The organism is Paenibacillus sp. NPDC058898, assembly GCF_049316025.1.
Classification (GTDB): domain Bacteria; phylum Bacillota; class Bacilli; order Paenibacillales; family Paenibacillaceae; genus Paenibacillus_AQ.
The window spans coordinates 58,085-73,208 of the sequence record NZ_JBMOSM010000017.1; the positions used below are offsets into that span (position 1 = coordinate 58,085).

General features: G+C 46.8%; 13 protein-coding genes. 6 read left to right on the plus strand and 7 right to left on the minus strand.

Annotation, left to right across the window (positions count from 1 at the left end):
* Window positions 1-200: 200 nt before the first annotated feature.
* The 5 genes from ACOZB4_RS29675 to ACOZB4_RS29695 form a co-directional block, all read right to left on the minus strand.
* Window positions 201-1,145, minus strand: coding sequence for an alpha/beta hydrolase (locus ACOZB4_RS29675; RefSeq protein WP_379411765.1), 945 nt, complete (start codon window positions 1,143-1,145; stop codon window positions 201-203).
* Between the two features lie 354 nt (window positions 1,146-1,499).
* Window positions 1,500-2,705, minus strand: coding sequence for a pectin acetylesterase-family hydrolase (locus ACOZB4_RS29680; protein WP_379411768.1), 1,206 nt, complete (start codon window positions 2,703-2,705; stop codon window positions 1,500-1,502).
* 313 nt (window positions 2,706-3,018) lie between these two features.
* Window positions 3,019-4,215 (minus strand): MFS transporter, encoded by a 1,197-nt coding sequence (locus ACOZB4_RS29685; protein WP_379411771.1) that lies wholly within the window; start codon window positions 4,213-4,215, stop codon window positions 3,019-3,021.
* A gap of 144 nt (window positions 4,216-4,359) precedes the next feature.
* On the minus strand, window positions 4,360-5,412 hold the full coding sequence (locus tag ACOZB4_RS29690; protein WP_379411774.1) for an LLM class flavin-dependent oxidoreductase: 1,053 nt from the start codon (window positions 5,410-5,412) through the stop codon (window positions 4,360-4,362).
* A gap of 104 nt (window positions 5,413-5,516) precedes the next feature.
* Entirely contained in the window at window positions 5,517-5,798 is a 282-nt protein-coding gene (locus tag ACOZB4_RS29695; protein ID WP_098749556.1) for an ArsR/SmtB family transcription factor, read from the minus strand.
* Here ACOZB4_RS29695 and ACOZB4_RS29700 point away from each other — a divergent pair.
* The 4 genes from ACOZB4_RS29700 to ACOZB4_RS29715 all read left to right on the plus strand — a co-directional run bounded on the left by ACOZB4_RS29700 (window position 5,797) and on the right by ACOZB4_RS29715 (window position 9,878).
* A complete protein-coding gene (locus tag ACOZB4_RS29700; protein ID WP_379411781.1) occupies window positions 5,797-6,108 on the plus strand; it encodes a helicase C-terminal domain-containing protein in 312 nt (103 codons plus the stop codon). The genes ACOZB4_RS29695 and ACOZB4_RS29700 overlap by 2 nt on opposite strands.
* Before the next feature lie 183 nt (window positions 6,109-6,291).
* The gene (locus tag ACOZB4_RS29705) at window positions 6,292-7,800 is read left to right on the plus strand and encodes a lytic polysaccharide monooxygenase (protein ID WP_379411784.1); all 1,509 of its coding nucleotides are present in this window, start codon (window positions 6,292-6,294) and stop codon (window positions 7,798-7,800) included.
* Window positions 7,801-8,038: 238 nt separating this feature from the next.
* Window positions 8,039-8,572, plus strand: a complete 534-nt coding sequence (locus tag ACOZB4_RS29710) for a sigma-70 family RNA polymerase sigma factor (protein ID WP_379411787.1) — start codon at window positions 8,039-8,041, stop codon at window positions 8,570-8,572.
* Window positions 8,562-9,878, plus strand: coding sequence for a hypothetical protein (locus tag ACOZB4_RS29715; protein ID WP_379411790.1), 1,317 nt, complete (start codon window positions 8,562-8,564; stop codon window positions 9,876-9,878). The genes ACOZB4_RS29710 and ACOZB4_RS29715 overlap by 11 nt, the downstream gene beginning before the upstream one ends.
* Before the next feature lie 240 nt (window positions 9,879-10,118).
* Here ACOZB4_RS29715 and ACOZB4_RS29720 read toward each other — a convergent pair whose 3' ends face one another.
* Entirely contained in the window at window positions 10,119-10,994 is an 876-nt protein-coding gene (locus tag ACOZB4_RS29720) for a DUF4261 domain-containing protein (protein ID WP_379411793.1), read from the minus strand.
* A gap of 332 nt (window positions 10,995-11,326) precedes the next feature.
* On the opposite strand from ACOZB4_RS29720, the gene ACOZB4_RS29725 reads away from it, so the two are divergent.
* Window positions 11,327-12,436, plus strand: coding sequence for a PRK06851 family protein (locus ACOZB4_RS29725; protein WP_379411796.1), 1,110 nt, complete (start codon window positions 11,327-11,329; stop codon window positions 12,434-12,436).
* A gap of 389 nt (window positions 12,437-12,825) precedes the next feature.
* Here ACOZB4_RS29725 and ACOZB4_RS29730 read toward each other — a convergent pair whose 3' ends face one another.
* On the minus strand, window positions 12,826-13,512 hold the full coding sequence (locus tag ACOZB4_RS29730) for a TetR/AcrR family transcriptional regulator (protein ID WP_379411799.1): 687 nt from the start codon (window positions 13,510-13,512) through the stop codon (window positions 12,826-12,828).
* 137 nt (window positions 13,513-13,649) lie between these two features.
* Between ACOZB4_RS29730 and ACOZB4_RS29735 the strand changes: the two genes are divergently transcribed.
* Window positions 13,650-15,002, plus strand: coding sequence for an MATE family efflux transporter (locus tag ACOZB4_RS29735; RefSeq protein WP_379411803.1), 1,353 nt, complete (start codon window positions 13,650-13,652; stop codon window positions 15,000-15,002).
* Window positions 15,003-15,124: the final 122 nt, after the last annotated feature.

Sequence of the window (15,124 nt, forward strand, 5' to 3'; positions counted from 1 at the left end):
ACGGCAAACGCCTTGTTTGTATCGTAAAAGCAGTTCAAATCACTATTAACGAAGACGTGATCACTTCTCTGATCAAAAAGAACAAAAAAACCTTAACGTCTCAGAGGCAATAAATTACTTTTTATCACATACGCTTTGACTTCGGGCAAATGAAACGCCTCTGTCACATCGGAGGCCGTTTATCAGCACCCACTTACCTATTATTGAAATCCGCCTTTTAGCCAAGCGCCGGCTAATGCAATCGCACCACGGGCGGCTAACGTATCTGCCAAATCATTCAGCATAACGAAATCATGAATGATTCCTTGATAACGCACCGTCGTGACGTCCACGCCAGCCTCTCGAAGCTTATTCCCGTAGGCTTCGCCCTCATCTCGAAGAACGTCGGCTTCAGCCGTGATGATGAGAGCCGGAGGGAGATCACGAAGCTGGTCGATGGAGGCTCTCAGAGGAGAGGTATAGATTTCATTCAACTCTTCCGGTTTGTTGGTATACTGTTCCCAGAACCAAGCCATCCCATCACGGCGCAGGAAGTACCCTTCGGCGAATTCATGGTACGAGTCCGTATCCATTCCGGCATCCGTAACCGGATAGAACAGCAGTTGTCGTTTGATCTCGGGGCCTTTTCTTTCCTTAGCTATCAACGTAATGGCCGCTGTCATATTGCCGCCGACGCTGTCGCCCCCGATGGAGATATGATCTGAATTCAGGCCATGAGCTTTGCCGGAGGAAGCGATCCATTGCAGTGTAGCATAGATCTCTTCAAGGGCTGTCGGATATTTGACTTCGGGAGACAAGCTGTAATTAGGAAATACGATGGCGGATCCGCTTCTGACCGCCAGCTCGCGAATCAGCCGGTCGTGGGTATGGGCATTGCCGAACACCCATCCTGCGCCATGAATGTACAAAACAGTTTTAAGCAATTGTCCGGCCTGACGTAGGATCCGAATGGACACTTGACCGCTTGGTCCGCCTGGGATGCTGAGATCCTCAATATCTACATCCTGTTTCTTGACATCTCCCGATTGAACTTCGTCTACCGTAACTCTTCCCTTCTCAGGTCCAAGATGGAATAAGTAGGGTGGATTCGCAGTAGCCTCAACGAATTGTCGTGCGGCAGGCTCAAGAATAATTTTTTTGGTCATGTTTATCATTCTCCTCTATCATTATTAATTGCAGGAAATTAAATTGTGCGGAACGGATAACGGAGTATTCGTTTAATCATGAACGTTCCCGTCACTGGAAGCAGCCAATGATCCGTCCCAATGTACTCGTTAGGATCAATATTATGGCTTAGGTATATGCTCTTCAGATAGACGGCACTTCATACAACAGGTTAGTTTTGGCGGCAACGATTCCCTTAGGGTCGCCGAGAGCCTAAAAGGACAGTTCTGCTTTCCTCAGACAGCTTAGGACGACCGATTCGTATTTTCTGGAGAATATCGGAAAACGCCCCTTTGCATCTCGCCCTACTTGTGATACGGTTCAGCTTAATGGAACTATCGGCGAAAAGTCTCTACAAAATGCCGACCCACGGAGTAATATTCATCCTTATTCACGGCATCGTCCAGCCACTTCATCAGCTTTACTCCGTCCTGTTCGGCTGTATAAAAATGATTTAATGGGGAGAGTGTATGTGGTGTCCTGCCCGTCTTCTCGTTAAGACCGTAATCCGTGATGTAATAATAGTAGCCTGGCAATCCTTCAGTTAGCTCTCCGGCAGATTGCAGCATGCGGGCCGACCAGCGATGTACATATTCGCCATCATCCAAAACGTCACCATTCAGATCCTTCTCAAAGTCGAACAGCAGCTCATCATAAAGCGTATTGGACTGCAAAAGTACCGCATTGTCCGGGAGCAGCTTGCGGTTCGCCGCGAATACGGACGAAATCAAATCGCCGTTGACTTCATAACCAAAGGTTTCTGCAAAGTTGACCTTCCATTCGTTATCGATAATATCCGGCCAGCGGTTGGCATTTAAGTAGGAGCCGTCCGAATATTGATAAATGCGGGCATCCGGGTAGCGTTTCGCGATCTCAGGTGCCCAGAACGCAGCTCCGAATCCTCCGGCGCTTTCTCCCGCGATGAGGATCTTTTCCGGCGCAGCGAAATGGTTTACAATCCATGCCAATGCTGCGCGCGTATTGGCTTGACCGTTGTAACGCATTGTAAACGACTTGCCTTTGGCGTCCGTATATTCCTTGGATGCATTCCCGATATGCAGATCACCAGTAGAATAAGGGATATATACAATATTCCAATCCTTGAACGGATTGTCGGGGTTATTATTTTTCAACAGGCCGCCAAGCGTACTTACTTTAAAGAATGGAATGTTCGGAAAATAATATTTGATCTCACCGTTCTTCATGACATTACTCAGATTAATTGGCTGCGCGGCAGTCACCACATCCCAGGCCACACCGCCCCCAGAAAAATAAATGATCAATTTATCTTCTGCAGCTGCTCCCTTATTGGCAAGTAAATAATATTCCGAACCGTCGGCAGAAATTACTTGTGCATCCTGGTCAAACTTGATTTTATTCCAGACATAGCGCTCCGCAGCAGCCCATTTATCCGGTTCAGCAGGTTTTTCAAGTATGAAGAAATAAACATAACCCGCCAAGACACCCAAAGTAAGTGCAATTCCGCCTATCGAAGTCAGGAGAATCTTGTTGATTCTTTTCACTGTTTTCTTTTTTGCCACACAAAGACCGTCCTCTCAACCATAAAGTAGTCCACAAGTTTTTTAATCTTCATTATCATGCTGATTTTAACGTCCAGTGTGAATTTAAGCACCATAAAATTTAAGGGCTGTTTATGCTACTGCTCAAAAAGTAAATTATTGTTGATTTAGCTGCTCGAAACCAAGGGTCAAAGTGTGGCGAATTATAACTTAGATGTCCTCTATCTCCCTTTTTATTACCCTATCCAGAAGCTATAATCAAGTTAACATGCACAGAAGGCCACCGAAGAAATCGGCAGCCTGGTCTGTCGGTGATTATATAGAGACTTGGTTTTCAAACCTCCGTTTTGTCGGTTACGCTCCGTTTCGTTCCGCCACCTGCAGATCGGCGACGCATGGATAAAGAAATAATAGCCGGGATGAGTCCAATTGCGACGCCGACTCCGCCAAACCAACCAACTGCTGCAAGAGAGATGCTGTCTACAACGATACCCCCAATTACAGCCCCTACGGCCATTCCCAACTGCACGATAGAATTGTTCAAACTCAGGATGATCCCCGAAGCCTGAGGAGCCATGCCGATTAAATAAACTTGTTGAACCGGCCCCGTCGACCAAGCGAAAAAGGACCATAACATAAGCAAAGGCAACACGAACATGGACGAGTGGGAGAACGCAGTCAGTAACAATAATATTCCGGAGTGAAAGAGCAAGCCTCCAATCATCGTACGGGGGATACCCCATTTATCTGCACCGTAGCCGCCAACTTGGGAGCCTATGAGACTGGCCAGCCCAAACGCAAACAGCCCGACGTTTACCATCCCTTCGCTCATTCCTGTAATGTCCAGAAGAAACGGCGTTATATAGGTGTACAGCATCGTATAACCCAATATCCAGAAAAAACTGATGGAAAGCGCGACAGTGATTCGGGGGCTTTTTAATAAGGCGAGCTGTTCCCGAATAGGAACGGGAGCCTCTCCTTCCGATTTCGGAATTGTCAGCAAAAGGACCAACATCGCGACCAAGCTCAGGGCTCCGACTCCCGTGAAGATGATTTTCCAATCATGTGAGCCCGCAATGATCCTCCCAAGCGGAACCCCTAGAATAAGTGCGAGGTTAAAGCCCACCAGAACCGTGGCGATAGAGCTACCCTGTTTTCCAGGATGAGATATTTTGGCGGCAACCGTCAGGGCGACGACCATAAATACCCCCGTGCTGATCGCCAAAATAATTCTTGCTCCGAGCAGCATGCCGTAGCCTGTAGTTGTGACAGTGATCAAATTCCCAACGAAAAATAATCCCAAAGCCGATAGCATAAGCTTTCTTCGATCCATTTTTGCCGTGAGTGCAATAAGAATCGGGGTGCCGATGGCATAAGCAAGCGAGTAGACCGTAATCAACTGCCCGGCCGCCGCTACCGACACTCCAATATCACTTGCAAGCATATCCAAAATGCCAGCAATCACAAACTCCGAAGTTCCGACTAAAAAGCTGACAATGGCCAGAATATAAATTTTCCATGAATTCCCCATCTATTTCTCCTCTTTTCATTTCAACAGATCTAAATCTATAGAAGTCATATTTAAAAAATAATGCTCAATTCGCCGACTTCATTTCTCGGCTCAATCAAGCCTCCTCGTTCCAAGCATTCGTACTCTGCTTTAAGCGTTATGGCCTTACGTCTGACGGGCGAGCTCCTTACGGACAATCGGCGCTACTTTGGTGCCGAGAAGCTCAATCGTCCGCAGCAAGTCGCGATGCGGCAATGAACTGAAATCGTTGTACATCATGAATCGAGTCAAGCCTAGGTTCTTATGCAGCAGCACAATCTTCTCTGCGACATATTCGGGATCTCCGACATAAAGAGCGCCGTGAAGGCTGCGGGCTGAATCGTACGAGTCACGTGTATAAGGAGACCAGCCTCGTTCCCGACCAATTTGGTTCATTTGCTCGGCCATGACAGGATAATACCGCTTAGCTGCCTCTATTGTCGTATCCGAAATAAAGCCATGCGAATGCGTAGCAATTTGCAGCTTATTCGGATCGTGACCGGCTTTCACGGCGGCCTCTTTATAAAGCTCCACCAAGGGTGCGAATCTTTGCGGCTCCCCTCCCAGGATAGAGAAGGCAATCGGAAGTCCCAGCAAACCGGCCCGAACAGCTGATTCCGGGTTGCCGCCCGTACCGATCCAGACAGGCAAGGGCTCCTGCTGTGCACGAGGATAGATTCCCATGTTGTCAACCGCCGGGCGATGACCGCCGCGCCAGGTCACCTTTTCGGAGGCCCGAATCTTTAACAGCAGTTCCAGTTTATCTTCAAACAATTCCTCGTAATCTCTTAGGTCATAGCCGAATAGCGGAAACGATTCGATGAACGATCCCCGTCCGGCCATGATCTCCGCTCGCCCGTTCGATAGACCGTCCAGCGTTGCAAAGTCCTGGTACACCCGCACCGGATCATCCGAAGATAGCACCGTCACTGCGCTCGAGAGCCGGATCCGCTTCGTTGTAGCGGCAGCGGCAGCCAGAATGACAGCTGGCGACGAGCTTGTATAGTCGATTCGATGGTGCTCGCCGACGGCATAGACGTCGAGGCCAACTTGATCTGCTAATTGCATCTCTTCGATCGCTTGGCGCAGCCTCTCGGCATGTGAGACACCGCCATTTCGGGGGATTGCATGGAGGAATGTGCTCATTCCAATCTCCATCGTATTCGTTTGATCGCTCATAGTCATTCTCTCCTTCTTAATCGACTCGTTCGCTAAAACTTCATTCAAGTATAATTCTTATCATTTCTATTGTTCTAAACATATCGAAGTGATTTTGGAAAAAATTACGCCAACAAAAAGGGCGCAAATTTTTCTGCTATTTCTCGATTGACGTTATAGTGAATATACGATCCATTCTTGCGAGAATCAATCAAGCCAGAGTCCGTCAATTGCTTCAAATGATGCGATAGCGTCGAGCCTGCAACCGACTCAAGCCTTTCACCGACGGCGGTAAAGCATAAATTGCTCTCTTTCGCGAGCAGTAGAGCGATTTTCAGCCGGGTTGGTTCCCCCAAAGCTTTATACACTTTAACCGCTTGCCCGATATCTTCTTGATTTTCTCCCATGATAATCACCTCCCCGTATCCCTTCTGCAGTTCTATAACTATCGAAACCAATATTAGCACCAAGCCATTCAAAAGTAAAGGGGAGCATTACTTTAGTAGCACAGGTAAGAATGGCAATGACTACGCCTACGTGTACCCCGTGAACAAAGTACTGCAAGCAGGCGGCAGATTAATTCGCTCAGAACAGGAGAGCGGCATTCTGATGCTAGTCGATGATCGGTACTTGCAAGCTATGTACAGGAGTCTGCTGCCGGAAGAGTGGAGGGAGTATGAGGTATTGGAGATGAGTAGACTGCCTATTATCGAATAAAGAGGGGTTGCACGATTCTATCTAGTTCAAATAACTTAGAGAAAATGTATTCGTACGAAGGAGTAGGACTAGCAGATGCGCCATAGGAATTATTTTACCAGCTTTCTATACATAATCTGCCACATTATCCGATAATTATTGGTATCTCAATAGAGACAGCAATTAATTTAAAGGAGCGAGACGATGATTAGCAAAAAGTTTAAGCGGTTAAACCAAAATGGAGAGGTAAGGAATAATTCTTGGAGGAAAAAGGTACTGCAAGTAGCACCGCTGCTCGTATGTGGAGTCATTGGATCAATTATATTTGCGGATCAAGTATCTGCTCATGGTTATATTCACTCTAGTCGTGCTGCTCTGTGCAAGGATCTGACGAACAAAAACTGCGGTCCCGTGCAATACGAGCCGCAAAGCGTGGAAGGATTAGGGACTTTCCCGGCTAAAGGGCCTGCTGATGGCCAAATTGCTGGTGCTGGTGTGTTCCCACAGCTTGACGAGCAGACAGCTAGTCGCTGGAGTAAAGTAACGATGAATGGCGGCAAGAATACCATTAAGTGGACATTAACTGCACCACACGCTACGAGAGAATGGAAATATTACATCACCAAGAAAGATTGGAACCCCGACAAGCCGTTAGCTCGTGCTGATTTGGAGCTTATCGAGACGTTTAACGATGGTGGAGCCAAGCCGTCAACAACGGTTGTACACCAAATTAACGTGCCGACAGATCGCAGCGGCTATCATGTGATTCTGGGTGTATGGGAAATTGCGGATACGGCGAATGCTTTTTATCAGGTAATGGATGTGAATTTGATTAACGATGATAACGGGAATCCAAACCCAGAGGACACAACGGCACCAACGGCGCCTACTGCTGTGACATCTCCTGTACAAACGACGAACACTGTTGAATTGCGCTGGAATGCGGCTTCCGATAACGTAGGGGTTAGTCATTATGATATATATCGTAATGGTATGAAGGTACAGACGGTAACAGGCACATCGGTTGTCGATACAGGTTTGGAAGCAAATACATCCTACACATACACAGTAAAGGCTGTGGATGCGGCAGGCAATGTTTCCAAGGAAAGTGCTGCGATTACAGTGACAACGAAGCCAATCCCGGTTGACGATACAACTGCCCCAACGGCACCGACATCCTTGCACACTATGGGACAGACGACCTCGACGATCAATCTAATGTGGAGCGCATCTACGGATAACGTAGGGGTGAAGCATTATGAAGTCTATCGTAATGGCGTTAAAGTACAGACGGTAACAGGTACAATGGCAACGGACAGCGGCTTGCAGCCAAACACAGAGTACACGTACTTTGTGAAGGCGGTTGATGCAGCAGGCAATATATCGGATGCGAGCAACTCTATTACAGTGAAAACAAAAGAACAGCCAACCGGACAATTACCAGAGTGGGAATCAGCCAAGGTGTATACAAGCGGAAACCACGTTCTGTTTCAAGGCATAGAATATGAAGCGAAGTGGTGGACGCAAGGCGATCAGCCGGATACTTCTGATGCATGGAAGCTATTGAACAGCAGCAAAACGCCAGTATGGAATGCGAGCAAAGCTTACAATGGCGGAGATCGCGTCATATATGAAGGAGTTACGTACCAAGCCAAGTGGTGGACACAAGGCAATGTGCCTAGTAAATTAGATGTTTGGCAGGTTGTACAATAAAGAATGAAGTCCACTTTTGCAGCATAAAGAAAACGGCTTTGCCGTCCTATTGGGACGGTGAAGCCGTTTTTGTTTATTTGGGCCATCCCTCCACAGAACGTCCTGATACTTCATGAGATGCGCTTCACGGCAACGATAACAGCCGCCATGACAATGATGATCCCATACAAAAATCTTGGATAATAAAGCCATCCTCTTTCTTTGATACGTCTAATTAGATATATGAACTAATAAGTAGGTGAGGAGAATCGAAAATCTCGTACATAAAGCACGATCAGGTGATCACCATGCGTACATCACGCTATTTCAGCAATATGAGCAGCAATTGTATCGAACAGCCTTCGTGTACGTGAACAATCAACAGGACGCTTTGGATGTCATCCAGGAAACTGCCTATCGCTCATTCAAGCTAATTGCGACCCTGAGGGAACCAAAATATTTTAAAACGTGGTTAATCCGAATTTGTATAACTTGTGCAATCGATCTGCTTCGTAAGCGGAAAGAAGTCGTTCATCTAAAGCCCGAACACATCGATTTCGCTGTCAGTAATGAGAATTACGATGTGCCGCTTTCGATTTCATTAAAACAATTAATTGAACAGTTAGATGAGGATGAACGAAGCGTAGTCCTGCTGAGATTCTATCATGATTTCACGATCAAGGAGATTGCCAAAGTCCTGCAAATCCCTCTCGGTACCAGCAAAACGATACTATACCGCGCCTTGCATAAGCTAAGGAAGGTAGTTAAGGAGGAGTCTGTATATGAGCAATAATATAAAACAAGCCATTGAGGAAATCCCTATTCCTGCAATGCTTCATGAACGAAGTTTAATGGGCATTCATCAAGCGAAAGAAGAATGGGATGCGGCATTAGCTGCTCCAAAAAAGAGGAAGCGGGTTATGAATCGAGTTGTTGCTGCTTTCTTGATCAGCGTACTCTCCATTAGCGCAGCAGTTACATTCAATCCGCATCTTTCAGCGGCAATTCAAAGGGCTCTGCAATTCATTCCAGGAATCGGTGTGGTTCAAGAGAGTAGCACAGATTCTTATATGCTGACAGAACCAGTTGATATTAAACTTAGCAATCATGACGTTACCATAACTTCTATGTTGGTTCAAAAGGATATGACGACAATTGAATTGAACGCATATACAGAGAGTTCTTTTAAGATTAATATCATAAGCGAGTCTGGTGAGGTGTACGAAAGCTCATCTGTTTCAACATACGGTAGCGGTGGCTTTTCAAAAATCACACATAAGTTCTATGGTCATGTTGATATTAAAGATTATGCACAGTTGTCTTTTGATGATTACAAGAAGGAGTTATTTACCATTCCACTTAGCAAGGTGGATACCATTGACAGCCTAAACGCTATCGGTGATTCCATGGAAATCCATGATCTCGAGATTACGGCTATTCCAACTCCTGCAGGTCATAAGGGCAGAATATTTTTAAGTACGGAACACTCAAATGCATTCAGATATTTTAATCATTTTCCCGAGAAAGGCGATCTTATACTGAATGATAATATCAGCATTACAGATGAATTTAGTAATGACTATCCAATTGATAACAAGGGTATACAGACGCCTTTTAAAGACATTTATTTCAACTTGGGAAGCTCAGATGTTAGGAAATACACGTTAACCATCCCGCAATTGATGAGTGTCGGTCATGAGGAAGCCAATTTCTCGATCAACGTTCCGGACGGACAAGAAGGACAATTAAACCAATCCTTCGACATAGCTGGTTACTCAGTAGAACTGACTAAATTCAAAAAATTCAAGTCGCCAGATAACAGAGACCTGATAGAGATATATGTAGAGATGCCAAACACGCAACAACTGAATCGTTCTTTAAAGGATTTCGATGTTTCCATAGATACTACACTTGGATCGTACAAGGCACGTGATGCAACAACTGGCGTGTTGAAATCTTTCTCGGTTAGTTATGATCCTAACGACCCGGGAAAACTGGATATTACTGTATCCAAACCGATTATTGATATGAAGGGGCCATGGAAATTTGAAATAGCAGCAGATAAATTTAAGAGCAAACAGGTCGTCGAACACGAATAAGAGCAGAGATCTCTGGTCTAAATGATCATGGCGACTGCATGTACTAAAATGGAAGTTTGAATTCCCGTCGTTAAGAAGCCTAGTATTTAGAAAAGAGAGCAACACGAGTGACTGCCACTACGTGTTGCTCTCTCTGTTTTGTTTGTACGAAAAGCTTCCTTACATGACGATTCAGTCGGCTGGATCGGGACACCTCACGCGACTCTCGGCGCGAGGTGCTCGGTCATACGTCGGCCGGACTTATTCCCGTTCTCCTGCCGCATATTCGCCCGGACTGACGTCCATCACTTCTCTGGAAGGCTGGATCAGCGACATTTCGAACCTGCAGGGCCAATACACGTCCGGCGCCATCTCCCCATTCAGCAAGCCGGCGATCGTTTCGCCGTCGCTCACCGGCACATCCGCTTCAAACAAGTAGGCTGCGACATTGAATGCATGCCGTGACACGTCATTCGGATCCAATGTATGAAAGTGGTACTGGACATCCGGAAGGCCGAGCGCAAAGAGACCGAGTGAATCGATCAAGCTGTCTTCGGTCCCATGAATGGTAAAATAGCGGATATTCATGCCGAACTGCAAGAACCGGGCAGCTCCTTCGTACGGATTATCCGCAATTTCGGCCGTATGCAGCAATTTCCCGCTTGATGGAATCCAGATCGCTTTGCAGGTGGGGAATAGACTTACAGCAGCCTCCAGCCAATCCGCCAATAAGGCGCTGCGCGATTTATAGTCCAGCCCCGCCGCCATGAAGTCGCTGATCAGCAGCTTATAGCGGCATTTTTCCAGAACGTCCTCGGCATCCGGCATTGTCCAAAACTGGGTGCGCTCCAAGTCGGTAATCGTCTCCGGTTGAAAAGGAGTAACGTCTGCCATCATCACCTGAGCTGGCAAGTTCCCCTCCTGGTAGGCTACTTTATAAGCCTCTACGGCAAACGACGATAATGCGCCATCTGCCGACACGGTTTCCGTTTTCCCGCATCGGGTTTCTAACGCATTCCGGACGGCTTCCACATTCGGCCGTTCCACTTTCTCCTCAAACAGCAGATACATTTGAAATAACCGCTGATACTCACTTTTTTCATCCAAATCTTGCTGAAGCACGCGTCCGCTCTCCATTCTACCCTACCACTCCGTTCGTATGTCGTTCCCTTCTACTATAGAGATTGCCGCACGGTTCACGCAAGTCCGGCCAGGAAATTGATTCCAAAGTCGGATCTAGGGGGTTACAGCCTTTCCCAAATCCGAAATCCCATCTCTGCCTTACGCCTATCAAAGCAGTCGGGTGAACCTGGACCTTCTGTAGCCCCGTCAACAAGTAGCGAAAAACATGGGATCGGACGAACACCATTTTTTACAATGCGGAATATACAAATGAATAGGCACTTATCCCAATCATGCTTATTCTGTAAACTTTGCTAATCGGAATAAGCACAAAGGAGTGTTTCAAGTTGGTAGTAAATTCATCTCACTATTTTGCCCACGGCAACACTGCGCGCGGAGCTCATTTCTTGTATACATCCGCATTTGATGGGCTAAACAAGATATTTGTCCTTACGGGGCCCCAAGGTACGGGGAAATCGACGGTCATTCAAAGCTTGGCGGATAGCCTGCTGGATAATGACTTGCATGTGCAATGCTTCCACTCCCCTCTCCGTCCCGACGAACTGGATGGCATCATTTTAACGGAATTGAAGGTTGGTATTGTCGACGGGCGAGTCTTTAAGGGGATTTCGGATAGCGGGGCCGGTGAAATCGTCTTTATCCACTTCGAGGAAGCGTTGGATAACAGCCTTATTTTACCGGAACACTTCATAACGATAGAAGATCTTAGAGGCAAGCTTGAGAGCGCCTATTCAAAAGTGTATGAAACGTTCGCAATGGCATTGCGGATTCATGACGAGTGGGAAAAATATTATATCGAAAATATGGATTTCTCGAAGGCCGACCAGATTGCGCAGGATTTGATTCAAGAATTATACGCCGGTCATGAAAGCGATACGCCAACCGCTTCGCGCCACTTATTTTTCGGAGCTGCGACTCCGAGGGGGGCATTCGATTTTATTCAAAGCTTGACCTCTCAGCTGGAAAGACGGATTTTCATCAAAGGAAGGGCGGGATCTGGCAAATCGACTCTGCTGAAAAAGCTTGCCTCCGCTGCCGAACAGAAAGGAATCGAAGCTCAAGTATTTCATTGCGGCTTTGATCCGAACAGTTTGGATATGTTGATATTCCCGAAGCTTCGAACAGCTATCTTTGACAGCACCGCTCCGCACGAATACTTTCCGGATCGGGACGGGGATGAGATCCTAGATATGTATACACGGACTGTAGCTCCTGGAACAGATGAAGCTCATGCTGCCGAAATAGCCGGTATCAAAGCGCGCTATTCGGCAAAAATGAAAGAGGCCACCTCCCATCTGGCGGAAGCCGAAGCCATCGATTCTCAAATTAAGGCCTACTATGTTGCGGCCACCAATTTTTCGATCGTAGAGAAACTCCATCTGCAATTACAGTCCGAATTGAATGAACTGATCAGCTCCATTCAGCTTTCAAAATAAAGATACAACCCAAAAGCGTTCTATTTCTGACAGGGCTCAGCAGTCTAATGCAAGCTGAGCCCCATTTGAAATTGAATCTGCTTCCACTTCTCCTATGGCCTTCTCCAAAACCACTGTGCGCATGGGACTGCAACGGAGTGCTCTCCCTTTATTCATGAATACACCTCTATTATATGCGTGTACATTCGCCGCTTTCTCGGAGATGCGAGACACACTATAACGTGTGTCGTATGTAGAGATATATTTAATTACGGTGACCGATTGGATTCAAATTTCGCCTTACTTGTGATACGGTTCCCCGTATCATCTATAGGGCGAATTTTGGTGCGACTAAACGGTAAGCCTTTCGAAACCGCCCATCCGATCACCGGATGGGCGGTTCTTACTTCCTACTTCTCCTGCTCCTTTATCACCTGCTCAATCCCGAGCAGAATCAGCTTCAAGCCGAACTCGAACGCCTTGTCGGTCCCCATCAGTTCGAACAGCCCGTTCGCGAACATTCTCCGGAACAGTCCTGCATCCGTCTCGCTCATGGAATCCAGAAGGCGAGTCATTTCCTCACCCGGAAGCGCTCCCGCTCCATGGTCCTTAAGAATCGCGGAGACATTGCGCTGGTGCTCATAATCGTCCAGAACGAAGTTGAAGACATAATTCATAATCGTAAGAACCGCTTGTATTTTTTGCTCTTGCTCAAGCGGCGTCGATTCCACGCAAAGCAGCATACGGTTGGTGAACCGGATGATGTCCGGTTCGTGGGGCAGCGTCGACATCATGAGCTGCGTGGAGCAAGGATACCGGCTGAGCACGCTTCGGACCGTTACCGCAAGTCCCTTCAGCTGCTCCTTCCAGTCCCCCTCGGAGTGGTACTCCTCCAGAATGATTTTCGATACCTGGTTGGCCAGACGCTGGTAGAGATTCTGCTTGCTCTTAAAGTACCAGTATATAGAGGGAGCCTGAATCCCTAGCCTAACGGCCAATCGTCTCATGCTGAATTTCTCGATCCCCTCCTCACCAAGTAACTCCCACGAGGCTTCCAAAATCCTATCCTCCGAAATCTGAGGCTGCTGTTTTTTCATCGTTATCCGCCCTTTTATCTAACAGTGTAAGTTTATACTTTACAGGTTCATAGGTTCATGATATCATCTAACACTGTAAGGTTCAAACTAACACTGTAAGATTGGACTCAAAATAAATAAAGAAAGTAGTGACCCGCATGGATGCAGAAAACCTCTATTACTTTGAAAAAGCCCCGGTCGGAAAAGCCGTAGCTCACTTCGCTGTACCTATGATGCTAGGCACGTCATTGAGTGTCATCTATTCCATCTTGAATGCCTATTTCCTTGGTACACTTCACAATACCGCCATGTTAACCGCACTCGCGCTAACCTTGCCGCTATTCGCAATTATCATGGCGCTAGGCAACTTGATTGGCATCGGTAGCGGTACATTCATCTCTCGATTGCTGGGAGAGAAAAAATATGATGACGTAAAGCAAGTATCGTCATTCGCTTTTTACAGCAGTTTGGTTCTCGGTCTGATTGTGATGGCCGTCGGTCTCCCGTTGATCGATCCCATCGTTTATGGCCTCGGGGCAACGCCTGACTCCTTCGGATTCACGAAGGACTATGTCACGATTATGCTTATCGGTTCACCAATCGTCGTATTATTCTTCACGTTGGAGAATATCGTGCGCTCGGAGGGTGCAGCCATCACATCGATGATCGGTATGATTCTCAGTGTGGTTGTCAATATTATTCTCGATGCGTTCGTCATCTTCGTGTTCCATTGGGATGTGATCGGCGTTGCGTCTGCTACGGTCATTTCCAACTTGGTTGCGAGTGCATTCTACGCCCTCCATATTAGATACAAGAGCCAATTCTTAACCGTCTCCGTAAAATGGTTCAAAGCTTCCAAGGAGATTCTGAGCAATGTATTCAAAATCGGAGTTCCCGTCTTTATTATGAGTATCTTTTTGGGTGCAATGTCGCTTATCTTAAATCGTTTTCTTGTTGAATATGGAGAGCCGGCCGTAGCGGCTTACGGAATTTCATCACGTTTATTGCAATTTCCTGAGTTTATTCTGATGGGCTTGTGCGAGGGAGTCGTGCCGCTCATTGCCTTTTCCTTTACAGCGAATAAATTACGGATGAAGCAAACTATTGGATTTACGATCAAAGCGATTGTGGCGTTAGCCGTCGTGTTCGGTGTCATCGTCTATCTGATTTCCGATCACTTAATCGGTTTATTTACGAATGACCCGCAATTAATAGAAATGGGCAGCTACATTTTGCATGTGACGTTCTTATCCTTGTTCATTACAGGAATGACCACGTTGTTTACGGGGATCTTCCAAGCAACAGCGCAAGGAACGGCCGCGTTTATTATGTCCGTTATTCAAGGAGTTACTCTGATTCCTGTGCTCTATATCGCCAATCGGATGAACGGCTTCCACGGGGTGGTCTGGTCGCTCGTCATTGCGGATGCCGTCGCATTCCTTGTCGGTGCCATCATGCTGTATGTTTTGCGGAACAAATTGCAGCCGGATTTTGATAGTTTAGTACAGTAGAAACCTAAAAGACGCAAGAAGGCAGGATAAGGGCCCCCCCTGCCTTTTTTATATACGGTGAAGCCAAAAATTTCACCGAATACAAGAAATATCTGATCCTAACGGGCATGGCCAACCAAACC

What these genes read in the sequence shown, in the direction of transcription:
- ACOZB4_RS29675 (WP_379411765.1), bottom strand. Translation starts at nt 1,145, where the DNA reads ATGACCAAAAAAATTATTCTTGAGCCTGCCGCACGACAATTCGTTGAG.
- ACOZB4_RS29685 (WP_379411771.1), bottom strand. Translation starts at nt 4,215, where the DNA reads ATGGGGAATTCATGGAAAATTTATATTCTGGCCATTGTCAGCTTTTTA.
- ACOZB4_RS29690 (WP_379411774.1), bottom strand. Translation starts at nt 5,412, where the DNA reads ATGAGCGATCAAACGAATACGATGGAGATTGGAATGAGCACATTCCTC.
- ACOZB4_RS29700 (WP_379411781.1), top strand. Translation starts at nt 5,797, where the DNA reads ATGATAATCACCTCCCCGTATCCCTTCTGCAGTTCTATAACTATCGAA.
- ACOZB4_RS29695 (WP_098749556.1), bottom strand. Translation starts at nt 5,798, where the DNA reads ATGGGAGAAAATCAAGAAGATATCGGGCAAGCGGTTAAAGTGTATAAA.
- ACOZB4_RS29705 (WP_379411784.1), top strand. Translation starts at nt 6,292, where the DNA reads ATGATTAGCAAAAAGTTTAAGCGGTTAAACCAAAATGGAGAGGTAAGG.
- ACOZB4_RS29715 (WP_379411790.1), top strand. Translation starts at nt 8,562, where the DNA reads ATGAGCAATAATATAAAACAAGCCATTGAGGAAATCCCTATTCCTGCA.
- ACOZB4_RS29720 (WP_379411793.1), bottom strand. Translation starts at nt 10,994, where the DNA reads ATGGAGAGCGGACGCGTGCTTCAGCAAGATTTGGATGAAAAAAGTGAG.
- ACOZB4_RS29730 (WP_379411799.1), bottom strand. Translation starts at nt 13,512, where the DNA reads ATGAAAAAACAGCAGCCTCAGATTTCGGAGGATAGGATTTTGGAAGCC.
- ACOZB4_RS29735 (WP_379411803.1), top strand. Translation starts at nt 13,650, where the DNA reads ATGGATGCAGAAAACCTCTATTACTTTGAAAAAGCCCCGGTCGGAAAA.